Below are 24,899 nucleotides of genomic sequence, written 5' to 3' on the forward strand. Positions count from 1 at the left end.
ATGGGTACACGAACGAGGTATCGACGTCGAGTGTTTCGGAGGCTCGACGTCGTGCGCAAGGCAACTACCGCACTATTGTGCGATCACTGAGCCTCGATCTTTGCGAGGGAGGCGCGGATAACGTCGGCGAGCTCGTCGGCTACGAACTTCGCGACATACGCATCTGCACCGGCCCTATGCGCGTGTTGCTCGTTCGCTTCTCCGGTGAGCGACGAATGAATCACGACAGGGATCGATGCGAGCGTTGGATCTGCCTTGATTTTCCTCGTGAGCGTGAATCCGTCCATTTCCGGCATTTCGAGGTCTGTAATGACGAGGGGGACCAGGTCGCGGCAGCGCTTGTTTTGGTCCTTGGCGCGCGTGGCAGCGGTCTTTAGCCAATCCCACGCCTCCTGACCGCTCTTCACGATTTCGTACGGAACCTCGAGCGCCTCGAAGATCTGACCCAGGAGCGTGCGAGCAAGTGGAGAATCGTCCGCAGCGAGGATTCTGGCGCCCGCTGGCATGACGATCCGATCGCCGATCCTCGACTCGATGACATCTTCAGCCGTGGACGGCAGCACGTCGCGAAGAATCTGCTCGACGTCGACGACTTGTGCGAGGCGTGAGTTCTCTCGATCGCCGTCGAGCCGCGCGATGCTCGTGACCGTCTTTCCTCCGACGTAGGTCTGCGCTGGGAGAACATGGCGCCAGTCGAGCCGGACGATCTCATCGACCTCTTCGACAGCGAACCCCTGCGTCGATCGCGAGAACTCGGTGATGATCAGGGTGCGGGCGGCGCCGCCCGATTGAATACGGCCCGCGGCAGCAGAAAGATCAATGACAGGAATGACCTGTCCGCGGATATCCGACATCCCCAAGAGAAATGGGTGTCCACTAGAAACCGGAGTAATGGTGGGCATCATCGTGATCTCCCGGACCTTGAACACGTTGATCCCATACAACTCCTGCGCTGCCTCATCACTTGATCCCGTGAGTTTGAACAGTAGGAGTTCGAACTGATTGTTGCTGGTCAGATTCGTGCGCTTTTCGATTTCACTATCGGGGGGTCGATTATTCATAGCTCCCTTTTTTCGCCTTTTATCGGTTCGATGCATGACTGGATAACGGCACATCGGTTCGGGAACTGCTCTTAAGGCCGGGCGGAGGCGCGGCGGAAAGTTAACATCGGTCAAACTTGAGATGAACTCCTCGTATCGGCTTCGACACCGGCACACACGACGCGCCCGTCGTTCTGAAAATTGATGGTTATCAATTTTCCCGCAGGGACACCATGCTGTAATCGAGCGGCCGTGTTCGCTGGTCCCTGCGGACGTTCGACTGAATCACCGTTGAATGCTCCTCAGCGTCACCCATCCATCCGATAAGTTTGGAAGCGCCGCACCCTCTCGCTTCGAGCACGCGTGCCGTCCCTATACGACGGCAGAAAGACACAGCTGGCACGGCCCGGGCATACGAATTCGTGAGGAATCGAAATTGGATAAACAAATCGTACGTCTGCTTCTAGACGCCGCCGTCGAGTGCAGGAAGGCAAAGACTTTTGTTGTCGATCTGCAGGACAACGCCGGCGAACTGGGTGCGCTCCGCACCGCGATATCTCGGGCGATGTGTTTTGAAAGCAGTGAGACGCGCAAGCGTGTCGATGAGATCGTACGGAATGATCCCGCCGCGACGGCTGCGGTGATCTTGAAGTGGATGAATGATGGCAAGTAACGGGATTGAACGTGCAGCGCTGCTGCTGATGGTGCTCGGCGAAGAGCACGCGGCAGATGTTTTCAGGGCGCTTGGCCCTCGGGAAGTGCAGAAGATCGGCTCCGCGATGGCAAAAATCGCGTCCCCCTCTCGCGACGAGCTTAGCGAGATATTGGAGCAATTCAACCTCGCTGCCGAAGAACTGGGTGGTATTTCCGTAGACACGGATGAGTACCTTCGTTCAGTGCTGGTACGCGCGCTCGGCGACGAAAAGGGTAATCAGCTGATCGGCCGCATTCTTCAGGGTAGCGACACGAGCGGCATCGAGGGCCTGAAATGGCTGGACTCGTCGGCCATCGCTGAACTAGTCAAGAACGAACATCCGCAGATCATCGCAACGATCCTTGTTCATCTCGACCACGACCAGGCGGCTGAAATCGTCGCTACGTTCCCCGAGCGGCTACGCAACGATGTCTTGCTGCGCATCGCCGTGCTTGAAGGTATTCAGCCGTTTGCCTTGCGCGAACTGGACAACGTGTTGAAGGACCTGCTGGCTGGTGGCGGCAACCTCAAACGAAGCGCCATGGGTGGCGTTCGTGCGGCAGCGGAGATTCTGAATTACATGACTGGCGGGCAAGAGCAAAGCGCGCTTGAAAATGTGAAGGCGTACGATGCCGAACTCGCTCAGGCGATTATCGACGAGATGTTCACGTTCGATAATCTTCTTGATCTGGACAACCCTTCCATCCAGTTGTTGATCAAAGAGATACCCGGCGAGACGCTCATTATTGCGCTAAAAGGCGCGCAGGGGCCATTGCGTCAGAAGTTCCTCAATAACATGTCGCGACGTGCGGCGGAGCTGTTCGCCGAGGATCTCGGTGCGCGTGGCCCCGTTCGGGTTTCCGAGGTCGAGGAGCAACAACGTTCCATTCTGCAAGTCGTCAGAAACCTTGCGGAGAGCGGCCAGATCGTCATCGGAAAGAACGCGGAAGACGCGTTTGTCGAATGACGCGCAATGTGAGGGAAGCGTACCCGTGCCCGCGTACGCCTTTCATCTCCCGTCAGCTTTTCCCGCGGTTGTACTTCCGATAAACCTCCGCTTCGCTTAGTTCGCGTGACGCCATTCTCAAAAACCGCTCTGCTTTGACATCGTGGCCGCCATATCCGTGAGGATGGCGCCTGTGTACGACCTGAAGTTGCGTGCGTCCTTGAGTGACAAGGTTCTGAGCCTGGCGCAAGCCAGCCGCTGATCGTTCGGCACGAGCGTCAGCGCACACGCTAAGCAGTGAAATGGTTGCAAACGCAATGGTTGAGGGGATTCGTCTCATCGTTGCCTGGTTAAGGACGGTTGGAAATAAGCGTTGACGTTACAACCCGCAAATCGACCACGCCGTGTCGTTTCCTGTTGCGCTTGAATTCCCTGATATCAATGAAAAATCTCCAATACAGTCTCATAGCGATCGTGGTGTTGTATCTGTTTCGTGTAGTCGGGCGCAACGCAAGTCATGGCGCCGGGGCGCCCTATGCGCACGCGATCTTCGGTGCTCCGCATCGTGGGTTTTGGCGCGAATGGAGAGCGCGAAGAGGGCGGAACCGGGTGAGTCGAAAGTGAGCGACGCGCCGACAACATCACGGCGCGACGCCTTACGAGATCGACTCCTCGATCACTCGTTCCGGCTGAGTTCCAGGCGATTCCGTTGCGATTCGATAGCCGTTTTTCCCATCCTTCTTTGCCAGGTACATCGCGTGATCGGCCATTTCTACCAGCTTCTCCGCATCGGTTGCGCTTCCGGGGTACATGCTAATACCGATGCTCGGCGTTACCCATTCGTCGCGATCACCGATCCGGATCGCCGCGCCGACCGAGGTCACCAGTGACGAAGCGATCCTCTTGACATCCGAACCCGGGGCGATGTCTTCGAGCACTATCGCAAACTCGTCTCCGCCAAGGCGTGCAACCGTGTCACTTTCGCGCAATCCATGCGTGAGTCGTCCGGCAACGGTCCGCAGCACCTCATCGCCTGCGCCGTGACCACGCGTATCGTTGACTTGCTTGAAACCGTCAAGGTCGATGTACATGACCGCCACCTGATTCCGGTGCCGCTTCGCGCGGATGATCGCCTGCTTCAAACGCTCGCTGAACAGCATTCGGTTGGGTAGACCGGTCAGCGCGTCGTGCGTCGCAAGATGGCTCAGCCGTTCCTCCTGACGAAAGCGCTGTGTGATGTCGTTCATGACGGCAACGTAGTGTGAGAAGCGACCGTCGCCGTCGCGTATGCCAGCGATTTTGAGTGATTCCAGGTAGACGTCGCCGCACTTTCTACGGTTCCACAGTTGCCCCTTCCACTGACCTGTTGTTTTCAGCGCCGTCCAGAAGTCACAATAGAACTCTGGAGTCTGCCTCCCCGAATTGAGGATCTTCGGCGTCCCTCCGACGACCTCAACGGCCGAGTAGCCGGTGAGATCGGAAAACGCCTGATTCACGTGCAGGATGTGTCCTTTTGCGTCTGTCACCATCATTCCGTCTAGTGTCAATTCGAACACGCGGTTGGTCAGCCACGACTGGTAGCGTGATTCCACAACCGCATTATCCCGCTGTCTCAAGAGGTAGATCGTGAGCGTTGCCACCAGCAAAATGAAAGCGGTCAGGAAACTGATTACGGCTCGTGACATCCATTTCAAAATCGTCTTGCTTTCCTTAACCAACCCCGCCGCCTGATCGGCGTTTGTGCTGATATCGTCGGCAAGAAGCGTATCGAAATAGTCCATGCAGCCAACGCTCTCGTCGAACCACTGCATCGCGGACGTGTATTGCCCTGCACGAAGACGGTGGATCGCGACCGCAATAATGGTTTTGAATTTTGGCAAAGATTGCCTCAATTCTTCGGCGATTGTCCCCTCGCGCGGACTGCTAATGCCTCGTGGATAGTAGGCACTCCACTCAGTATCAACCTTGTCCATATCGGTCTGAAAGCCTTCGAGCGCTTCCTGCAACCGTTCGGGCTGCCGAAGTTCCGCGGTTTTCCAGAAGCGGCGGCGCGCCTGGAGTTCCGCGGCGCGAAGCTCGTTCAGTTGCACCACTGGCAGCATATTTCCGTTGATCATCACCTCGACGTGACGCTGAAGACGATCAAGCCCGATCATTGCGCCAACGTCTGCCGTCGCGATCAAAAGGGCGCTCGTCGCCAGGACCGTAATGATCCTGGCCCTGTACAAACGGACCACGGTTTTCACATTAACCTCATCTGCGCGAATCCCTGAATTAAAGGAGAGTGTCAAAAGTTGCCAAGTCCTTCCCAAACCGCAGCGAGGAAAGATTGATGGATGGCAATAGTTGGGCGATCGACGTGAAGACGAAACGCAACGCTCCTTTAGGGCCGGACGCTCTTCCTCAATCTTCGAAAATTGACATCTATCAGAGTCTCCGCAACCTGGTTCCGATATAAACATTTTCTTCACCACGCATCTTTATCGGCTGCGTCAACGAAATGCCACCTGTACCGGTCACATTTCCTGGCCGGCAGCGAACCTCTGCAATGTGCCTGCCACGGCCCATTGAAACGAAATACGAGTGGAATTTACGGGTGACCGTGTTGTATTGGCGGCGCCGCCAGAACGTTCGATCCCGAATAGATTGAGGAGAGCAAGTCCATCATGTTTGGCACAATAAGAGCCCGGCTATCAGCTTCATTTTCGGCCTGCGTCTTGATGATCATTATTGTCGGCGTGGTTGGCGTCGGCGCCGTTCGCACGCTCAGTTCGAATATGACCGAGACATATCGGGGGAATACCGAACCGATCTTGAATGTCGCGAATTTTCGCGCCCGCGTTCTGAACATCGGGATTACGCTGGTCCGCAGCCTGCTTCTCCAGAACGAGCCTGGAGAGTTTCAGAAGGGCGCTCAGGCGATCAAAGCCGACGAGGATTACGTGAAGGCGGCGTGGAACGCCTACTACCCGAGCGGAATCACATCGGCTCAGGAACGCGCGCTTGCCGACAAGATGAATGACCAGTTGACGCTATTCATCGCCAGCATCGATCGAGTCATTCCTATGCTCGAAAAGGGAAGCGCCACGGACGCCTCGGACGAATACAAGCAGCGATTTCTTCCTGTAGCACTCGCACTCGCGGCGGCCGCTACTGAGGATATCGAAATGAACGGGCGCATGGCGAAGCGCGCGGCTGACGAGGCTGCCGAGCTTGCGACGCGCACGATCTGGCTAGTGAGCGCGTTGGCCGCTTGCGCGGCAATCCTTGCCACGATCGTCGCGACCGTTCTGGTGCGGGCGATTACGCGCCCGCTCGTGCAAGCCGTGTCCGTTGCCAACAGCGTAGCTGCGGGAAAGCTCGACAATTTCATCCAGGCATCGTCGAGGGACGAAATCGGCCAACTGCTGGGTGCGCTCAAAATCATGAGCGAACGGCTCACTGAAACAGTCCGGGGTATCCGCCATTCGAGTGAATCGGTGAATGTCGCTGCCGGCCAGATCGCAGCAGGCAATATGGATCTCTCCGCGCGGACGGAAGAGCAGGCGTCGTCACTGGAACAAACTGCTGCGAGCATCACAGAGCTCACGGAGACTGTGCGGCAGAACGCCGACAACGCGCGTCAGGCCAATACGCTCGCGACCAATGCGCGCGAGATGACGGATGCAGGCAGCAAGGCGGTGGAGATGATGGTCGAGACGATCAGTGAGATCACCTCGGACTCGGCGAAGATTGCCGACATCACCGGCCTGATTGAAGGTATCGCATTCCAGACCAACATTCTGGCGCTTAACGCCGCGGTGGAAGCGGCGCGTGCGGGTGAGCAGGGACGTGGCTTTGCCGTAGTGGCTGGTGAAGTGCGCGCTTTGGCTCAACGTGCTTCAGCAGCCGCAAAGGAAATCAAGGACCTCATTGAAGTCTCGTCCACCAAGGTCGAGCGGGGCGCGCAGCAGGCGGGCGAAGTCAGCATGAACATGGGCAAGGTCAGCGGCGCCATTGGCCGGGTGTCGGATATTGTCGGCGAAATCACCGCAGCCTCCGACGAACAGAGCAAGGGAATTCAACAGGTCCATCAAGCGATCACGCAGATCGACGAAGTGACTCAGCAGAATGCAGCCCTCGTCGAAGAGTCGGCTGCTGCTGCACAGTCGCTTCAGGAGCAATCAGACCGAATGAAAACGGAGGTTGCCTTCTTCCGGACTGGCGGAGAAGCGCCGCCCTCCAGCCGCGCGACGATGTCGGCGCCATCGAAGCCGAAACAGGCGACTCGCCCAAAAAACGCAGTCACGAGCCGAAAGCCGATGGCAAAGACCGTGGCGTTCGCGCAGACTCCGGCTCCTGCCGCAACCGCCGGCGGGGAATGGGAAACCTTCTAACGGGGTTAGAAAAGACCCCGATCGGCAAGATTGGCGTACAGGGCGCGCACGCCGAACGTCCACGGTTCGATTTCAGTGCAAAGGCGCACGGTGTTGACAATGGCGCCAAGCGGCGGCGCGCTGATCGTGACGCGGTCGCCCAGGTGATGGGTGAAGCCGCCGCCGGGCGTGTCGCGGTCCTTGATCGGCGAGAACATCGTGCCGAGGAACAGCATGAAACCGTCCGGATATTGATGGTGCCGGCCCCACGCCTGCGAGACGAGATCGAGCGGGTCGCGGCTGATTTCCCGCATATGACTCACACCTTCGAGCAGGAAGTCGTCGTCTGCGCCCTCCACGCGAAGCGAAACGCTGGTGGCGCGAACCGAGTCGAGCGTGAAGGTTTCGTCGAATAAACGAATGAACGGGCCTATGGCGCACGAGCCGTTGTTGTCCTTGCATTTGCCGAGCAGCAGGGCGGAGCGGCCTTCGATGTCGCGCAGATTGACGTCGTTGCCGAGCGTCGCCCCGACCACGTCGCCCAGGCTGTTCACCGCGAGCACGATCTCAGGTTCGGGGTTATTCCACGCAGAGGCGGGATGCAGGCCGATATCGGCGCCGAACCCCACGGCGGACATCGGCTGGGACTTCGAGAACACCTCGGCGTCCGGGCCGATGCCGACCTCCATGTATTGGGACCAGGCGCCCCGGCGCTGAAGTTCTTCCTTCAGTTTGATCGCAGCCGCGGAACCCGGTTTGATCTTCGAAAGGTCGGCGCCGATCAGCTTCGTGATTTCCGCGCGCACGTCCTGCGCTTTGGCAGGATCGCCACCAGCCTGCTCTTCAATGACGCGCTCCAGAAGACTCACGGCGAACGTCACGCCGCAAGCCTTGATGGCCTGCAGGTCACACGGCGCGAGCAGCGAAGGGCGATCTTCGGGGCGATCGCCCGCGAGGCTGTGTTCGAGCAGCGCTTCAGCCGTCCCGAGCGGCTCGCCGGGCGTATGTCGCACGACATCGAGCAGATCGTCGTACTCGAACAAGTCGGCTGTGGTGGGGGCAACCTGCGAAATATCGAAGACCATGCCGCCGCGCACCACGACGACGCAGGGGCCGTCGCCTTCCGGGGTGGGCCGCCAGACGCGCCCGACGAGCAGCGCGTTATCGAGATCATGCGGAAGATAAGCGGATGTTGAGGACATGGCGGGCGTTCCGGAGTGAGAGTGGCGACACGCATCGTAGGGCGGATGGGCGTGCGCGTCCAAACGAACGCTTCATTATCCAACAGGCTGGACGAGCGCGCCGCCAGCCACGAATCGACTGAGCGGCGGTTCGTGTTGCGGGTTAGAACAGGTGCTTGATCCCCGCAGACACCGCAAGCTGATTCGACGTTGTCGAGGGCGACAGGTAGCCGATGTCCGCGACCGCTTCGCGACCCCACGAGTCCACGCCGCTTGCGTGCTGGTACGCGGCCGTTGCGTACAGTTCGGTGGCCTTGGAGAGCGAATAGCCGGCGCCCAGGTTCCACTGCTCATAGCGCGCGCCGCCACCGCCGTTCAGGTTGCCGCCGTTTGTGTAATCGAACGACGTGCCCACGCGCAGAAACGGCGTGACCTGGTAACGCACGCTCGCACCCACCGTGTTGAACGAAGCTGTGCCGTGGTAGTTCTGCGTGTTGAGCGAGGCCGTGGCCCCGAGATCGCGGTATTGCGTGTTGGACCAGGCGAGGCCCAGGATCGCCGAGCCGATTGTCCAGGTCGAGGCCACCGCGACCGTCTGCTGCGTGCGCGCGGAGGCGAATCCCGAGATGGACGGGTTCGATGCCGGCGTCGTGGCGGAACCGGCGGAGCCGAGATTGTTGCCAGTGGCGCTCGCGTTCGCATTCGTGCCATAGAGCGAGTTGTTCGGATTGCGCGCGTTGATGATCGACGCCGCGACCGCAACGCTCGGCCCGGTATAGCTGAGGCCCGCGGACCAGTACTGGTTCTGCGTGAAGTTGCCGGCTATGCCGCCCAGGCTGTACAGCGCGCCAAACCGGAATCCTCCAAAGGAGTCCGAACTGTATTTGACCGCGTTGTTGATGCGATGCGTGAAGTTGAGGTTGTCGTAGTCGGCCGGATGGATCGCGAGATTGCCGAAGTACCAGGCATAGAGCAACGGCGACACATAATCCACCGCGGCGTCGGACTGACGCCCGAGGGATGCGGTGCCGTAGTTGGGCGCGGTGAGCCCGATCCACGCCTGACGGCCGAACAGGGTGCCACCCTGTCCGAGCGTGCCATTGCTGACACTAAAGCCGTTTTCGAGCACGAACAGCGTCTTCACGCTGCCACCCAGATCTTCGGTGCCTTTCAGGCCCCAGCGGCTCGAACTCGGGCCCGAGGTGCCGCTATCGAACTGGGCGACCTGGCCGCCGCCGGTGGGTTTGCCTCCAGCGGGCGTTGCCGCCGTTTGAACGTTATTCGTGTAGGTCACGTTGCCCGTGACGATCCCGTAGAGCGTCACGCTGCTCTGAGCGTAGGCGGCGACGGGGGACAGTGCGATTGTAGTTAGCGCGAGAAGTGTTTTTTTCATGATTAAGGGCTTCTTCAAGCCGTTGTGAGCTTATGTGAGTCGGTGTCAATGCGGGAAGTAATCGGGCAGTCGATAGCCCTTGTAGGTTTCGTTGCGCAGGATCGCGGCACGGAATTCCTCCGACCGATAGGCCGCGACGATATCGGCGGTCTCCTGTGAACCACGGTTCGCCGATTTGACGACCACTTGATTCACATAAGGCGAGCGCATTTGTTCGAGTGCCAGCGCTTCGGTCAATCGGTGCCCGCTAGATATTGCGAAGTTGCCCTGGATCGCTGCGAAATCGACGTCCTCGAGTGCACGCGGCGCCTGTGCGGTTTCGAGCGGAACGATGCGAATGCCAGCGGGATTAGCGACCACGTCACGCTCGGAGACATCGACGGGATTGGGATTCTCGCGAATGCGGATCCAGCCAATTGCCTGGAGAATCTTGAGCGCGCGTTCGAGATTGACGGGGTCGTTCGGCACGGCGACCGTCGCGCCGGCTTTCACCTCGGAGAGCGAATGATGGCGGGTAGAGTAGAGCCCCATAGGTGGCGTAGGCACTTGTACGACGCCGACCAGATCGGTGCCGTTCCGATCGTTGTACGCCTTCAGATAGACGCTGTGCTGCATCACGTCGGCGGCGATCTCGCCGTGCCACACGGCCTGATTCGCTTCGAGCCCGGTGCTGAAGTTGACGTACCGAATGATGTAACCCTTGCGCTTGAGTTGAGGCTCGACGCCTTCGCGGAATTCGTCGGCGTATGGACCGGGCACGAAGCCGACGCGCAACACGTGAGCGGCGTTGTCGGCAGCGCGGACAGCCGGCGATTGCAGCGCAAACAGTGCAATAGTGGAGAATAACGTTTGGATAACTAATCGATTTATCATCACGAGTGCTTTCAGGGACTGGAAAGACCGATTATCGTTGTGGCCCCCTGGGTCGGCCAATATTAAATCGAGATTTACATATCGACAGTCCGCATGGAACGCAAAGCAATGGGGTTATCTGCTGCGGGAATTAGAAGCGCAGGATTTGATGGTTTTCACTCTGCCGGGCGGCTTATAACATCGGCTATTTACTTATTCACCGTCGATCTCACATCGAGGCAGCCGAGCATGAACGCACGCCGTAACTTCATTCGAATCTCAGCGGGCGCCGCAGCGCTCGCCGCTTTGCCCGTGCTCAGCGCTGGTCCCGCGCGCGCGGCCAGCGCATCGCGCACGCTGCGTGTCGGCAATCAGAAAGGTTATCTGAGTCTTCTGAAAGGACGTGGAACCCTCGAGAAGCGGCTCGCTCCGCTTGGTGTCGCGGTGACGTGGACAGAGTTCGATGCGGGCCCAGTGCAACTCGAAGCCCTCAACGTAGGTTCGATCGACTTTGGCGACGTGGGCGAGGCGCCCCCTATCTTCGCGCAGGCGGCCGGCGCGCCGCTCGCCTACGTCGCCGCCACGGTGCCGCGCCCGCAGTCGGAAGCGGTGCTCGTGCCTCACGCTTCAGCCATACGCAGCGTGGCGGATCTCAAGGGAAAGACAATCGCGCTCAATCGCGGCAGCAACGTCCACTACTTCCTCGTGAAGCTGCTGCAAGCGCACAACCTCCAGTATGGCGATGTGAAAGTCGTGTTCCTCGCGCCCGCCGACGCGCGCGCGGCGTTCGAGCGCGGCTCCATCGATGCGTGGGTGATCTGGGACCCGTTTCTCGCCGCCGCGCAAAAATCACTCGACGCCCGCATTCTCGCCGATGCGAGCGGCGTGGTCGGCAACCGCGCCTACTATTTCTCGTCGCTCAGCTATGCGAAGCAAAACCCCGATGTCATCAAAATTCTCATCGGCGAATTGAGCCAGATCGATCAATGGGGGCAGGCTAACCGAGCCGCGCTCGCCACCCAGCTCGCGCAGTTGTGGGGCCTGCCCAACGACGTGGTCAGCGAGGCAATCGCACGCGTGCCGTTCGGCACGGGCCCGATCACGAAAGCCATTCTCGCCGAGCAGCAACAGATCGCGAATACGTTCTTCGACCTGAAACTGATTCCGAAGCGCGTGAACGTGCTGGAAGCGGCGGCGCCGGGCATCGTCTAGCGCTCGCGCGTGCGCAGTGCCCACCGCTGCGTATCAACCCCGAACCCCGGCCGCAGCGCGCGCGCCGGGGTTTTCTCACAAGCCGAGCGCACGTCGCGCCGCCATGGTCCGCAGCAAACTATTGGACGGCGCGTGAATGCGCGCGCACTGCACATTCCGGTGATGGCGTTCGAGCGGATTGTGCCGCGCAATCCCATGATTGCCCGCGAGTTCGAGTGCGATATCCACGGCCTGAATGGCGTTGTCCACCACGTTATGCTTGACGACGGCAGACAGCTCGGCGGCCGCAGTGCCTGCGTCGATTGCTTCGGCATGCGTGCGTAGCAGCCAGTCATTGCTCGCCAGCAGCATCTCGATGCGCCCCACGCTTTCCTGCACGATGGGGACGGTGGCCAGCGCCGCGCCCCCAAGCGCAGCCGGCTTGCGCTCGTTCAGGAAGGCGAGCAGCCAGTCGCGGGCCGCGCGCGCCGCGCCGTCGTAGACCGTGCCGACGAGGCTGAAGTACCACGCCGTGGCGTGCGGATCGCGCTGCACGCCGAGATGCGCGGGCCGCAAGCCGACAACATCGTCAACGGAAATCGCGGCGTCCGTGAACACCACATCGTGACTCGCGCTCGCCCGCATGCCGAGCGGGTCCCAGGTCTGAACGATGCGCACGCCCGCCGCCTCCCGAGGCACGAGGAAATGGCCGAGGCGCGGCTCGGGCTCGTCCGTGCGTGCGAGCACGTTGATCCACGTAAGCAAGGGCGCGCCCGTCACATAGAGCTTGTGGCCCGTGATGCGCCACGAGGCGCCTTCGCGGCGCGCGAGCGTTTCGGGCAGGCCGCCATGCGAGGGCGAACCGAGCGCCGGCTCGACCTGGGCCGCGTTGACGAGCGCGCGACCTTCCACGCTTGCCTGCGTAAGGCGCTGCGCGAGCGCTGCGGGCCAGTTGCCCGTGTTCTCGCGCGCGTCGTGCACGATCATGGCGTGCTGGCTGTAGTGCATCGAAAGAATCAGCGCGACCGATGGATCGCCATAGGCAATTTTGGCGACGATGGCGCGCGCCAGCGCGAGCCCAGCGCCAAAGCCGCCGTTGCTGCGCGCAATATTCGCGCGCAGCAGGCCCGCGTCGCGCAACGCGCGAAACTGCTCGAGCGGCGGGGTGGCGTTGCGGTCATGCTCGTCGGCCACGGCGGCAAACGCGCGGCCGAGCAGCGCCGCGCGCTCGATCAACGCGGCTGCCTGATCGTCGTCGCGCGCGAGCGCGGCGTTTGGCGTGAATGCATTCACGGTTCACTCCCTGAGCGTTTAACGTTCGCCGCCTGGCGCGCGCGGCTCTTGCGCGGCGCCATGGCGCACGATGCGGCCGAAGAACGGGTGGCCCGGGTCGTTGTATCCCGGTGTCGACGGATGGCCGCTTGCCACGAGTGAATCGACGAATGCTTCGTCATCCTCATCGAGTCGGCACTGTAGCGCGGGCAGATAGTCGCGCCATTGCGCCTCGGTGCGCGGCCCCGCAATCGCCGAAGTGATATAGCGGCTATTGAGCACCCACGCCAGCGCGAACTGCGCGGCGGTGAGGTTGCGCGCGTGCGCATGCGCCTCTACGCGCCGCGCGAGTTCGATCGTCTCCGCTCGCCATTCGGTCTCGTTCAGTCGGCGGTCTTGTCGTCCCGCGCGCGTGTCGGCCCCCGGCTGGGCGCCGGGCTCGTACTTGCCGGTCAGCACGCCGCGCGCGAGCGGGCTGTACGAGACCACGCCAAGTCCATAGTGCCAGGCGGCGCTCAACTGCTCCGCCTCGACCTGGCGATTGGCGAGGTTGTAGAGCGGCTGGCTCGCAACGGGCCGCGGCACGCCCAGCAAATCGGCCACACGGCTGAACTCGGCAATACGCCATGCGCGATGATTCGACAGACCGTAGTGACGCAGCTTACCGGCCGCGATCAGATCGCCCAGCGCGCGCACAGTCTCCTCGACAGGTGTGTGGTGGTCCTCGCGATGCAGATACACAAGGTCCAGATAATCGGTATCGAGGCGAGCCAGGCTCGCTTCGACCGCGCGGATCACGTGCTTGCGCGACGCACCGGCCGCGTTGATATCGCGGCTGCCGCTGCCGGGCGAAAAGTCGAACGGGTTGCCGAACTTCGTGGCGAGCACCCAGCGGTCGCGTTGCCGCGCAATATGCCGGCCAACCACGCGCTCCGATTCGCCCTGGTGATAGACATCGGCGGTATCGATCGAATTCACGCCTTGTTCCTGCGCGGCGCCAATGATGCGTTCGGCCGTGGCGTCGTCGGTTTGTCCGCCGAACATCATCGTGCCGAGCGTCAGCGTGGAGATTTTCAGGCCGCTATGGCCAAGTTGCCGGTATTCCATGGAATTCCTCTGTGTCATTCAAACAGTGCGACGTGCGCGCTTACCGCGAGAGCCACACATCGGCAAAACTCGCGGCCGTGCCGTCGGGTGAAAGGGTGTGGTCGTGCACGCGCTTCGAGGCGAGCGTCACCCACTGCGGCGAGACGAGATTCAGGTCCGGCAAATCGTGCTCCAGAATGCGCTGGATTTGCGCGAACTGCTGCTTGCGCTTCGTTTCATCGCTTTCTCGCGCGGCTTGTGCAAACAGGCCGTCGATTTGCGGGTTGCTGTAGTGCGAGCCGTTCGTGAACGGCACGCCGGGGCGGAAGTTGTCAGTCGTATATAAACGCGCCACGCCGACCACTGGATCGAACAGATTGCTCATGCCATTCACGGTGAAATCGAACTGCCGGTCGGTATAAACGCGCTTCAAATAGGCTGCAAGATCCTGATTGCGGATCGTCACGGCGATCCCCACACGGGCGAGCGCTGACTTGATGTACTCGCCCGTGCGCGCCGGCAGGTCACCGATCGGCAGCGGGTCGAGCGTGAGCGCGAAGCGCGTGCCATCCGCCTTGCGCGGATAACCGGCCTCGTCGAGTAGACGGTTCGCGCGCGCCACGTCGAACGGGTAGGGCGTGGGGCCAGCGTCATAGTACGGGTTCGACGGCATCAGCGGGCTCGCGGTGGGTGTCGCGTAGCCGTAGTAAATGACCTTGCGGATCACTTCGCGATCGATCGCCGAGGCAATCGCCTGACGCACTTTCAATGGCTTGAGCACCGGATTGTCGAGATTGAACTCGATACGCGCAACGCCCGCCTGGAACTCGTAGCCGCGAGTTTCGACGCCGAGTTTCGGGTTGGCCTTGAGGCGATCGAGGTCGGCGAGCGGCACGGGCGTATCGCCGCCGAGATCGACCGAGCCGTCCTCGAACGCCACCGCGCGCGCGGCGGGATCGGCGATGATCTTCACGATGATACGGTCCAGATACGGCTTCCCGGCATTCCAGTAGTCGTCGTTGCGCGCGTATTCGATGAAGCTGCCGCGCACCCACTTGACGAAGCGAAACGGACCGGTGCCGATGGGCGCGTTGTTGGCCGGATTGGTGAGCACGTCCCGGCCCTCGTAGATGTGCTTCGGCAGGATCGGCGTTTCCGAGGCCGAGAACGCGCGTATCAGCCACGGCGCGGGTTCGCTGAGCGTCAGCACGAGCGTATAGGGGTCCGGCGTGGAGATCGCGGTGACGTTCGCGAACGTGGTGCGCGCACGCGGATGCACCTTGCGCAGCGTTTCGATCGACCACGCCACGTCGGCCGACGTAAACGGCGCGCCGTCGTGCCATTTCACGCCGTGCCGCAGATGAAACACGTAACGGCGGCCCCCATCCTCGATCTCCCATGACGTGGCGAGCAGCGGCTTGGCCTTCAATTCGAAGTCGTAGTCGAGCAGGCCTTCAATCACTTTCGGGCTGACCTTGAGGACATTCACTGCCGTCGTGGCGACATCCACGAGCGCCGTCGGCTCCGGCGTCACCACGAAATTGAGCGTGCCGCCGCGCGTTTGAGCGTGGGCGGCCCCGTGCGCGAGAACGCTCGCCACAACCAGAAGCAGCAGAACGACACGGTGTGACGCCGTGCGCAGGAGAAGAGAAATCATCGGTTAGGCAAAAGACGATCAGAAAGATTAGAGCGCTGGAGGGCAACGCTTCACGGGTTAGCCGGCGGCCGCCGCACGACGAGCCAGCGCTGCCTCGAGCGGCGCTGGCTCGACCCATTGTGCGAAGTCGAAATCGGTCGCGATGAAGCCGTGCTCGAAGAGAAAGCGCTTGAAGTGCTCGAGCGCATCGAGCGCCCCGGCATCCAGCCCGATTGCCAGTTGCCTGTGCAAGCCAGCGCCATACGCGCGCGTCACCCAGTGCTCGGCGCTGCGCACCTCGCGCGCGACATAGCGCGAGACTTCGCCGGGATGCGAGTTGGCCCACGCGGCGACATCGAGCGTGCGTGCGAGCACGCGTTCGACGAGGTCGGGGCGCTCGCGCAGGAGTTGCGCATCGACTGTGAGCGGGCGCGGCGTACCGTTGTTCGCGTGCGCGCGGCGATCGGGATGCGCGCTGATTTCGACCAGCACGCGCGCACCGATCACGTTGGCGATGTCGAGGCCCGTCGCGCCCTTGACGAACACCACGTCGGCTTCGCCGCGCAGGAGCGCCGCCGCCTCGCGCGAAAATTCGTGAGCGCGCTGCGCATCGAGCCAATCGGCGAGCGGTGCGGATTCATCCGGCTTGGCGTGCGCGAGACCACGGGGCGCGTGCGGCAGATCCACCAGCTCGACATCGGCAGGCGAAACGCCGATGGCTTCGAGGAGCGTGTGAAAACCGCGCAGCGCAGTGGCGCGATGAAAATCGACCACTTCGGCGGAGATATTGATCGGCAATCCGAATCGACGCCCGGCGAGCGAGGCGCGTGTTGGCGCAACGTGCGGATCGAGCGTAATGAGCGCCTGAAACTCGTCGACCCAGCTCACGCCGATGAGCCGCGTATCGCTGCCCTGGGCCCGCGCCCATAGCGCTGGAATATTGCCGCCCTGACGAAACGACCACGGCTGCGTGTGCGTGAAGTGCGAGCGGCGGATGGACGCTTCGGCGGCGTCCTGCAATGCCTTCACCTCGATGCCGTCAGCCGCGAATTCGTCCTGCAGCAGTCCTTGCTGCGCGGCAATACCAAATGGCGTCGGCGCGGGACAACGGGTGTACCAGAGAAGCGTCATGAAGATTCCTCGGTCGCGAATGGGCGCTCGGCGCACAGCGGCTGCGCGGGCAGACTGGAGCAAACGATTATCGACAAACGCCTGCCGTGTGGTCAAAGAACGAATCGTGAAATAGGTCCACGTGCCAGCGTGATTTGCTTTGACCGCAACGTCATGCTGCTCGAATGCGCGCAATGCAGGCCAACGCAGACAGGCGAATAACAAAATTCGAATTCGGTGGTTAGTCGCAGGCAATGCGCTCCCTATACTTTTCCCTTTCGGCAAAACACCTTGAGGCCGCCTGCGCATCAGAATGATTCGCGCGCCTGACAAAAAAGGAAAACTCAATGTCCGCTCTTCCCACTCAATTTTCGCCGAGTTTGCCGTTGCAGGATGCGCTCGCCAACTTGCCATCGCTCGCGAACGAAATCGGCAAAGAAGCGGCGGCGCGCGAAGGGCGCCGCGAATTGCCTTTCGAGGGCTTTGACGCGTTCCGGCGCTCAGGGCTCGGGCGCCTCAGGTTGCCGGTGGAATGGGGCGGTCTGGGCGGCTCGCTCGTCGACGAATTCGACGTGATCGCGACGCTGGCCGCCGCCGACAGCAATCTCGCGCACGCGCTGCGCATCCACTACGACCAGACCGAAGCGCTGCTGCTCTCGGCGCGCACGCCGTTCAACGATTTGCAGATTCAGCGCGTGATTGACGGCGCCATTTTCGGGGGCGCCTCGACCGAGCTGGGTACGTCGCGTCCGGGCGAGTACACCACGGCGCTCAGACGAGACGGCGAGCACTATCGGCTCGACGGCCGCAAATACTATTCGACCGGCACGGCATTTTCCGACTACGCGCGCCTGAGTGTGCTGAATGACGAGGGCAAGCCGGTCGTGGCGATCGTGCCGGTGCGGCGCGAGGGGCTCACGGTGCTCGACGACTGGGACGGCATGGGGCAGCGCATGACGGCGAGCGGCAGTCTCGTGTTCGAGAATCTGCTGGTGCGTGCGGATGAGATCACGGAACGTGGCCTCGCCACGCTCGCCGGCCGTCATGGCGGTGCGCTGCGGCAACTCCATCTGGTCGCGGTGGCGGCGGGCATCGTTCGCAATGTGGTCGCGGATGCGCAGCGCTACGTGCTGGAGCACGGGCGCCCAGTACTGCACAGCACGGCACCCTCCGCGCGCGAAGATGCGTTCATCCAGCAGGTCGTCGGCACGCTCTCCGCGCATAGCCATGCGATCGATGCGCTGGTCCGCGAGAACGCCCGCACGCTCGATCGATCGGCGCACGCGATCCGCGCGGGTGCGCCAAACGCAGATCCGCTCGTGCTGGAAGGCGCATTGGCAACGGCGCGCACGCAACTCGTGGTCAGCAAGCTCGCGCTCGAAGCGGCCGAGCGCCTGTTCGAAGCGGGTGGCGCTTCGGCCACTTCACGTGCGCACAATTTCGACCGGCACTGGCGCAACCTGCGCACGATCTTCAGTCACAACCCGCTGCTGCACAAGGCGCGCGTGGTGGGCGACTATACCTTGAACGGCGTGACGACGCACCTCACCGAAGGCCGGGTATTTTGAAATCGATGATTAGAGGAGTGTCCACGAGATGAGCCGAACTTCGGCGACCGAAGCGTCGCGCCGCCTGCATTTGAACGTCAATATCCTGCACTCGGGCTTCGTGCCATCGGCATGGCGTCTGGCCGACGCCGATCCTCGCGCATTCGTGGACGTGGGGCACTATGTGCGCGTCGCGCAACTCGCCGAAAGCGCGAAATTCGATGCGGTCTTTCTCGCCGATAATGCCGCGATCATCGACCAGATCGACTTCCGTCCGATCACGGCGCTCGAACCCACCGTGCTGCTGGCCAGCATCGCGGCAGCGACCACGCATATCGGCGTGATCGGCACGGCTTCGACGAGCTACAACGAGCCCTATAACATCGCGCGCCGCTTCGCCACGCTCGATCACGTGAGTCGTGGCCGTGCGGGCTGGAATGTCGTGACGACGGCCGATTTGCCCTCGGCGCGCAACTTTGGCCACGACGCGGTGCCCGATCACGCGCAACGTTACGCGCGCGCCGCTGAATTTACGGAACTCGTCAAGGCGCTCTGGGATAGCTGGGATGACGACGCCTTCGTTGGCGACAAGGCAAGCGGCCGCTTCATCGACGTGACGAAGGTGCGCCCCGTTGCGCATGAGGGGCGCTTTTTCAAGGTGCAGGGGCCGCTGAATCTTCCGCGTGCGCCGCAAGGTCATCCTGTGCTCGTGCAGGCGGGCGGCTCGGGCGACGGCCGCGATCTCGCGGCACGTCACGCGGAGGCCGTATTTTCCGCATCGCAATCGTTCGAGGAGTCGGCTGCGTACCGGCGCGATCTCAATGCGCGCGCCGCCGCATACGGACGAACGCGGGGCGTGCAGGTATTAGCGGGCCTCACCACCATTATCGGCGCGACCGAAGCCGAGGCATTGCGGCGGCGCGACGAACTCGTCGAGCAGATTCCCTGGCGCTACAGCCTCACGCGCCTCGCCGGCACACTGGGTCTGTCGCCCGATCAGCTCGAACTCGACGCGCGATTGCCGGAGAACCTCGCGCTCCCCGGCGGCGGCAACGGCAACCACACGTTCTTTCATGCCACGATCGCCGAGGCGCGGCGCGGCGGCCACACGGTGCGCGAGCTGATCCGCACGCTCGCGGGCGGCGGCGGGCATCGCGTGATCGTTGGCACACCGGAGCAAATCGCCGACGATATCGAGCGCTGGTTCAAAGGCGAGGCCGCCGACGGCTTCAACCTCATGCCCGACGCGCTGCCGGACGGGCTGGAAGCGTTCGTGAATGGCGTGGTGCCGATCCTGCAACGCCGCGGACTCTTTCGAACCGAATACGAAGGCACCACGTTGCGCTCGCATCTCGGGCTCGAGCGGCCGGGCGTTCGTGAGGCGGTGGTGGGCGCACAGCTTCAGCGCGCCTGAAGCTGTGCGTTTGCGGCGGCGCCCCAGGCGCCGCGAGTCCGCAATTCAGCGGCGCAGCCCGGCCTCGTGCAGTAACGGCAGCACGCATTCACCGAAGAAGTCCAGGTCGGGCTGAAAATCATAGAAGCTCAACTGCACGCCGTCGATGCCTGCCGCATGAAGCTTGATGATCTTGTCGGCCACCTCTTCGGGCGAGCCCACGATCGCAATGTTGCCGCCCACGGCGCGCGAGGCGGCCTTTGCACGATCTTCGAAACCGCCACGCCATGCGTGCGCGTCGCTGTCGAAGCGGTGAAAACTCCCTTCGTCGGCATGGGCGACGATGGCGTCGTGATAGTCGCGCGCCTCGGCGGACGTCTCGCGGCAGATCACCATCGGATTGATCAGCGAACGTACCTCGCGTCCATACGCGCGCGCCGCTGCCTTCACGCGCGCGACATGCGCGGGCAGCGCCTCCAGCGCGCGATCGATCTGCGGTCCCGCAGGGCTCGTGAGGAACACCACATCGGAGTAACGCGCGGCGAAGTCGATGCCCGCATCGGAGCCCGTCGCATTGATGAGCAACGGGCGTCCGTAGCGCGGCTTGGGCGTGACGAACGCGCCCTGCAGCCGCCATCCCGAGAGTTCCGGCTCGAAACTGAAGTTGTCTGGTTGCGCCCACAACTGCTGCACGGCGTCGACAAATTCAGCGGCCATCTCGTAGCGCCGATCGTGCTCGATGCGGTTCCAGCCAAACATTTCGTGTTCGACGGCACGATGCCCCGTGACCACGTTGATGCCCCAACGTCCGCGCGAGATGTGATCCAGCGTGGCCGTGAACTTCGCGAAATGCAGCGGGTGCCACGGCCCGTAGAGCACGTGGGTCGTTGCCGCCAGGATGATGCGTTCGGTACGCGCGGTCAGCGCCGCCAGCGTCATGAACGAGTCGAGCGCATGACCGTCGAACACGCCGCCATAGCCACCTTTTGGCAGCCATTGCGACAGGGCGAAGACGAGATCGAAGCCGAGCGCCTCGCACTTTTCCACGAGCGCGGCGTTGTAGTCGAACGACCAGTCCGTGCCGCGCGGCAGCGTGGACGCGCTCCATCCGCCAGCCTGGATCGGCAGGAACAGGCCCAGCATGAGCGGCTGCGCGAATGCGCGCGCCACTGGGCTATCGGAAAAGGCGGCGGGGGAGGCCACAGGCACGAAGGGTGTAGATGCGGGAGTGGATGCGCGCGGCTCGGCCACGGAATGTTCGCTCAAGACAGACACCTTGGAGGTTTGTAGCGGCGCCGGGCGCCATGCTAATCGATCAGCGGATCGATTGATTAAACACGCGCCGCGCGCGAATAACAAAGAAGCTTTTCTGCTTTCCAATTGAGTAGCTGTGCTGCTGCATTGGCATTTCGGTGCGCCAGTTCATATGAATAGCAGCATCGCTTGGTTAGCGCGTGAGAAGGCCGTTGCTACGATTGCAGCACTGTCGCCACGGCGCGAATTCAACGGTTCTTGCAGATCGCAACGTTTCGCCTCGTTTAGCGCCGCTTTGTCTCATTGATATCGGAACGCATCAGCATGTCACGTTTGACCCGTCGAGAATTTCTTGTTGCAAGCGGCGCGGCTGCCGCCACGGCGGGGTTTCCCGCGCTTGCCCGTGCCCAAGGCGCTGTTACGCGCAAACGCGGCGGCACGCTGAACGTGCTGATCAACCCCGAGCCGCCCGTGCTGGTCTCGATCTTCCAGACCACGGGACCGGCGCTCGCCGTAAGCTCGAAGGTGCTGGAGGGTCTGCTTGCCTACGACTTCGACCTGCGAGCGCAACCGCAACTGGCAACAGCATGGACCGTGAGCCCCGATGGGCTGCGCTATACGTTCAAGCTGCGGCAAAACGTGCGCTGGCACGATGGTCAGCCGTTCACGTCCGCGGACGTGGCGTTCTCGGTCGACTTGCTCAAAGCGATTCATCCGCGCGGGCGCAGTACCTTTGCGAACGTGACGAAGGTGCAGACGCCCGACGCCAGCACGGCCATCATCGAATTGTCGAAGCCCGCGCCGTTTCTCCTCAAGGCGCTTTCGGCGGGCGAGTCGCCGATCGTGCCGAAGCACCTGTACGCCTCGGGCGATCCGCTCACGAACCCGCACAACAATGCGCCCATTGGCACCGGGCCGTTTCGCTTCAAGTCGTGGACGCGCGGCGCGAGCATCGTCTACGAGCGCAATCCCGACTACTGGGACGCGGGCAAACCTTATATCGATGCGCTCGTGTACAAGGTCATTCCCGATCCGGCCGCGCGCTCGGCGGCGTTCGAAACCGGCGCGCTCGATCTGGGCGGCGAGAACCCCGTGCCGCTCACCGACTTGCCACGCCTCACGCAATTACCGCAGCTCGTGACCGAAACGCGCGGCTATCGCTTCCTCGAGCCCCTGGCGGAGATCGATTTCAACCTCGACCATCCGGTGCTGAAGGATCCGCGCGTGCGCCAGGCCATCGCGCATGCCATCAACCCGCAGGTCGTGCAAAAAACTGTGGCCTACGGCTATGCGGACGTCTCGCCCACGCCCATCACGCCCGCTTCGCCCTATCACGACGCGCAGATCACGCCCTACGCGTTCGACCCGCATGCGGCGGAGGCGCTGCTCGATGCGGCAGGCAAGCCGCGCGGCGCAGACGGTGTGCGATTCAAGCTAACCCATGATTACCTTCCGTACGGCGACATGTACCAGCGGCAAGCCGGCTACGTGAAATCGGCGCTCGCGCGCGTGGGTATCGATGTGACGGTGCGCTCGCAGGATCTGCCGTCCTTCCTCAAGCGTGTCTACGCCGACCGCCAGTTCGACTTCACGAGCATCGGCGTGAACACGCTGTTCGATCCGGCCGTGGGCGTGCAGCGACTTTACTGGTCGAAGAATATCCGGCCCGGCGTGCCGTTCTCGAATGCCCCGCATTACAGCAGCCCGGAAGCGGACCGTCTGCTCGAAGCGGCATCGGTTGAAATCGACGAAAGCCGTCGCGTGAGCCTCTACAAGCAGTTTCAGCAGACCGTTTACCGCGATCTGCCGATCCTCAATCTTGTCGCGCCGCGCATGGTCACGCTCGCTAACCGCCGTGTGCACGATCACACGGTGAGTGCGCAAGGTCTGGAAGGCAATTTCGCCGATGTCTGGCTCAGTGCCTGACTGAGCACGTGACGCGCACCGCAACACAGAACGGAGCCCAACGATGAGCCGAAGCGCCCGCTGGCAAACGATCCTGCGCCGCACAGCCTGGCAGGCGCTGCCCACGGTGCTCGGCATCGTGATCCTCAACTTCTTTCTGCTCAAGCTGATGCCGGGCGACGCCGCCGATGTGATCGCGGGCGAAGCCGGCTCTGCGACGACGGAAACGATGACGATGCTGCGCGCGAAGTTCGGGCTCGACCAGCCCTTGCTCGTGCAGCTCTGGACGTATCTGACGCATCTCGCGCATTTCAGCCTTGGCTATTCGCCGCGCTACGACATGCCCGTGATGCAGCTGATCCTCTCGCGGCTGCCCAACACCTTGCTGTTGATGGGCGTGGCGCTTTCGCTCGCCCTCGTAGCCGGCGTCGTGCTTGGCGCGGTGATGGCGCACTGGGCAGGCAAGTGGCCCGATCGCGTGTTGTCGGTGGGCGCGCTGCTGTTTTATTCGACGCCGGGCTTCTGGATCGGCCTGCTCGCCATCGTTCTGTTCGCGGTCCGGCTAGGGTGGCTGCCGAGCGGCGGCAACGTCACGATCGGGGCGAACCTGCACGGCTTCGCCTACGTCGCTGATGTCGCGCGGCACGTATTGCTGCCGGCGGCGACGCTCGCCACCTTCTTCGTGGCGATCTACGCGCGCATTACGCGTGCCGCGATGATCGAAGTGCAGCGGCAGGACTTCGTGCGAACCGCGCAGGCCAAAGGTCTGCATCCGTGGCGCGTGACGTTGCGGCACGTGCTGCGCAACGCGCTGATGCCGCTCACCACGCTCGTGGGGCTGCATTTCGGCACGCTGCTCGGCGGCGCGGCGGTGACGGAGACCGTGTTCAGCTGGCCGGGGCTCGGCCGCCTTGCACTCGATGCGGTGCTGGCGCGCGACTTCAGTGTGCTGCTGGGTGTGCTGCTCCTGTCGTCGCTGCTCGTCATTGTCGCGAACGTCGTCGTCGATCTGCTGCAGGCGTGGCTCGATCCACGTGTCGGTTAAAGGAGGGACAGCAATGAGTTTCGAATCGCCGAATCTGCCGGTTGAGGCACGACCTGCTAGCGCGAGCCACGGTTCGCCGTGGCGGCGTCAGTTGGCGTTCGCGCTGCTTGGCCGCCGCGGTGCCGATCGCGACGGCGCGAGCGCGCGGCGCGCCGGGCACGCTTTCTGGCGAGCGCTGGTGCGCAACCCTGCGGCGTGCGCCGGCCTCGCGCTGCTCGCCGCATTCGTTGTGCTTGCCGTGCTCGCGCCGCGACTCTACCCGGGCGACCCGCTCGACATGGTGGGAGGGCCGTTCGAATGGCCGGGCAGCGACCCGCAATTCCGGCTTGGCACGGATTCGCTCGGGCGCGACGTAGCGGCCGGCATTGCGCATGGTGCGCGCGTGTCACTGCTGATCGGCGCAGCCTCGGCGGGCCTGGGGCTCGTGATCGGCACGCTGGTGGGTGCGATCGGCGGTTATTTCGGAGGTCTGATCGATGATGCGCTGGTGCGCCTCACCGAACTCTTCCAGACCGTGCCGTCCTTTTTGCTGGTGATCGTGCTCGTGGCGATCGGGCGGCCCAACGTGGTAGTGATCGCGCTCGCCATCGGCATTGCCTCGTGGCCCACGGTCGCGCGTATCGTACGCGCGGAATTTCGCACGCTGCGCCACTCGGACTTCGTGCTCGCGGCGCGCAGCCAGGGGTTCAGCAATACGCGGATCATTTTTGGCGAGATCCTGCCCAATGCGTTGCCGCCGGTGATCGTCACGGCTTCGGTGATGGTGGCGAGCGCCATTCTGATCGAATCGTCGCTGTCGTTCCTTGGCATGGGCGACCCGAATGTCATCAGCTGGGGGGCGATGATCGGCGCCGGACGCGATTCGCTGCGCACGGCGTGGTATCTCACGGCGATTCCCGGCGCGGCCATCGTGCTCGCGGTGCTCGCCCTCAATCTGCTGGGCGACGGCCTGACCGAAGCCCTCAATCCGCGGCAGCGGCAACGACCGTAAAGGTGTCA

19 protein-coding genes are annotated in these 24,899 nt (G+C 62.5%); 9 read left to right on the forward strand and 10 right to left on the reverse strand.

Annotated features, from left to right (window positions below; genetic code table 11):
• Positions 1-83 precede the first annotated feature (83 nt).
• Positions 84-1,061 (reverse strand): chemotaxis protein, encoded by a 978-nt coding sequence (locus JMY28_RS11075; protein ID WP_201695933.1) that lies wholly within the window; start codon positions 1,059-1,061, stop codon positions 84-86.
• 415 nt (positions 1,062-1,476) lie between these two features.
• Here JMY28_RS11075 and JMY28_RS11080 point away from each other — a divergent pair, with 415 nt between their 5' ends.
• Together JMY28_RS11080 and fliG are read left to right on the forward strand one after the other, a co-directional pair.
• On the forward strand, positions 1,477-1,713 hold the full coding sequence (locus JMY28_RS11080; RefSeq protein ID WP_201695934.1) for a hypothetical protein: 237 nt from the start codon (positions 1,477-1,479) through the stop codon (positions 1,711-1,713).
• Between the two features lie 28 nt (positions 1,714-1,741).
• Positions 1,742-2,701 (forward strand): flagellar motor switch protein FliG, encoded by a 960-nt coding sequence (gene fliG / locus JMY28_RS11085; protein ID WP_407945493.1) that lies wholly within the window; start codon positions 1,742-1,744, stop codon positions 2,699-2,701.
• Positions 2,702-3,336: 635 nt separating this feature from the next.
• Here the strand turns inward: fliG and JMY28_RS11090 are convergent.
• Entirely contained in the window at positions 3,337-4,926 is a 1,590-nt protein-coding gene (locus JMY28_RS11090; protein WP_201695935.1) for a diguanylate cyclase domain-containing protein, read from the reverse strand.
• A 420-nt stretch (positions 4,927-5,346) separates the two neighbouring features.
• Here JMY28_RS11090 and JMY28_RS11095 point away from each other — a divergent pair, with 420 nt between their 5' ends.
• Complete coding sequence (locus JMY28_RS11095) at positions 5,347-7,056, forward strand: methyl-accepting chemotaxis protein (protein WP_201695936.1); 1,710 nt, start codon at positions 5,347-5,349, stop codon at positions 7,054-7,056.
• A 5-nt stretch (positions 7,057-7,061) separates the two neighbouring features.
• Here the strand turns inward: JMY28_RS11095 and JMY28_RS11100 are convergent, their stop codons facing one another.
• The 3 genes from JMY28_RS11100 to JMY28_RS11110 all read right to left on the reverse strand — a co-directional run bounded on the left by JMY28_RS11100 (position 7,062) and on the right by JMY28_RS11110 (position 10,482).
• Entirely contained in the window at positions 7,062-8,237 is a 1,176-nt protein-coding gene (locus tag JMY28_RS11100) for a fumarylacetoacetate hydrolase family protein (protein ID WP_201695937.1), read from the reverse strand.
• A 142-nt stretch (positions 8,238-8,379) separates the two neighbouring features.
• Complete coding sequence (locus JMY28_RS11105; RefSeq protein WP_201695938.1) at positions 8,380-9,609, reverse strand: porin; 1,230 nt, start codon at positions 9,607-9,609, stop codon at positions 8,380-8,382.
• Positions 9,610-9,654: 45 nt separating this feature from the next.
• Complete coding sequence (locus JMY28_RS11110; protein ID WP_201695939.1) at positions 9,655-10,482, reverse strand: MetQ/NlpA family ABC transporter substrate-binding protein; 828 nt, start codon at positions 10,480-10,482, stop codon at positions 9,655-9,657.
• Positions 10,483-10,710: 228 nt separating this feature from the next.
• On the opposite strand from JMY28_RS11110, the gene JMY28_RS11115 reads away from it, so the two are divergent.
• Entirely contained in the window at positions 10,711-11,673 is a 963-nt protein-coding gene (locus tag JMY28_RS11115) for a sulfonate ABC transporter substrate-binding protein (protein ID WP_201695940.1), read from the forward strand.
• Between the two features lie 75 nt (positions 11,674-11,748).
• On the opposite strand, the gene JMY28_RS11120 is transcribed toward JMY28_RS11115, so the two are convergent.
• Genes JMY28_RS11120 through JMY28_RS11135 form a run of 4 tightly spaced genes read right to left on the reverse strand, consistent with a single transcriptional unit; the run spans position 11,749 to position 16,777 of the window.
• Complete coding sequence (locus JMY28_RS11120) at positions 11,749-12,945, reverse strand: acyl-CoA dehydrogenase family protein (RefSeq protein ID WP_201695941.1); 1,197 nt, start codon at positions 12,943-12,945, stop codon at positions 11,749-11,751.
• A gap of 18 nt (positions 12,946-12,963) precedes the next feature.
• Positions 12,964-14,031, reverse strand: a complete 1,068-nt coding sequence (locus JMY28_RS11125; RefSeq protein ID WP_201695942.1) for an aldo/keto reductase — start codon at positions 14,029-14,031, stop codon at positions 12,964-12,966.
• 40 nt (positions 14,032-14,071) lie between these two features.
• Positions 14,072-15,667 carry an ABC transporter substrate-binding protein gene (locus tag JMY28_RS11130; RefSeq protein ID WP_201695943.1) on the reverse strand — a complete coding sequence of 532 codons (1,596 nt, stop codon included), beginning with the start codon at positions 15,665-15,667 and terminating at the stop codon, positions 14,072-14,074.
• A 57-nt stretch (positions 15,668-15,724) separates the two neighbouring features.
• Positions 15,725-16,777 (reverse strand): ABC transporter substrate-binding protein, encoded by a 1,053-nt coding sequence (locus JMY28_RS11135; protein WP_201695944.1) that lies wholly within the window; start codon positions 16,775-16,777, stop codon positions 15,725-15,727.
• Positions 16,778-17,103: 326 nt separating this feature from the next.
• On the opposite strand from JMY28_RS11135, the gene JMY28_RS11140 reads away from it, so the two are divergent.
• Positions 17,104-18,324, forward strand: coding sequence for an acyl-CoA dehydrogenase family protein (locus JMY28_RS11140; protein WP_201695945.1), 1,221 nt, complete (start codon positions 17,104-17,106; stop codon positions 18,322-18,324).
• A gap of 28 nt (positions 18,325-18,352) precedes the next feature.
• A complete protein-coding gene (locus JMY28_RS11145) occupies positions 18,353-19,717 on the forward strand; it encodes an LLM class flavin-dependent oxidoreductase (RefSeq protein WP_201695946.1) in 1,365 nt (454 codons plus the stop codon).
• Positions 19,718-19,762: 45 nt separating this feature from the next.
• On the opposite strand, the gene JMY28_RS11150 is transcribed toward JMY28_RS11145, so the two are convergent.
• The gene (locus JMY28_RS11150) at positions 19,763-20,962 is read right to left on the reverse strand and encodes an LLM class flavin-dependent oxidoreductase (RefSeq protein WP_201695947.1); all 1,200 of its coding nucleotides are present in this window, start codon (positions 20,960-20,962) and stop codon (positions 19,763-19,765) included.
• A 312-nt stretch (positions 20,963-21,274) separates the two neighbouring features.
• Here JMY28_RS11150 and JMY28_RS11155 point away from each other — a divergent pair, with 312 nt between their 5' ends.
• The 3 genes from JMY28_RS11155 to JMY28_RS11165 are packed head-to-tail and all read left to right on the forward strand — an operon-like array spanning position 21,275 to position 24,891.
• Positions 21,275-22,876, forward strand: a complete 1,602-nt coding sequence (locus JMY28_RS11155; protein ID WP_201695948.1) for an ABC transporter substrate-binding protein — start codon at positions 21,275-21,277, stop codon at positions 22,874-22,876.
• 43 nt (positions 22,877-22,919) lie between these two features.
• Complete coding sequence (locus JMY28_RS11160) at positions 22,920-23,900, forward strand: ABC transporter permease (RefSeq protein WP_201695949.1); 981 nt, start codon at positions 22,920-22,922, stop codon at positions 23,898-23,900.
• Positions 23,901-23,913: 13 nt separating this feature from the next.
• Entirely contained in the window at positions 23,914-24,891 is a 978-nt protein-coding gene (locus tag JMY28_RS11165; RefSeq protein WP_201695951.1) for an ABC transporter permease, read from the forward strand.
• Positions 24,892-24,899: the final 8 nt, after the last annotated feature.

Source organism: Paraburkholderia hiiakae (genome assembly GCF_904848665.1).
Lineage (GTDB): Bacteria > Pseudomonadota > Gammaproteobacteria > Burkholderiales > Burkholderiaceae > Paraburkholderia > Paraburkholderia hiiakae.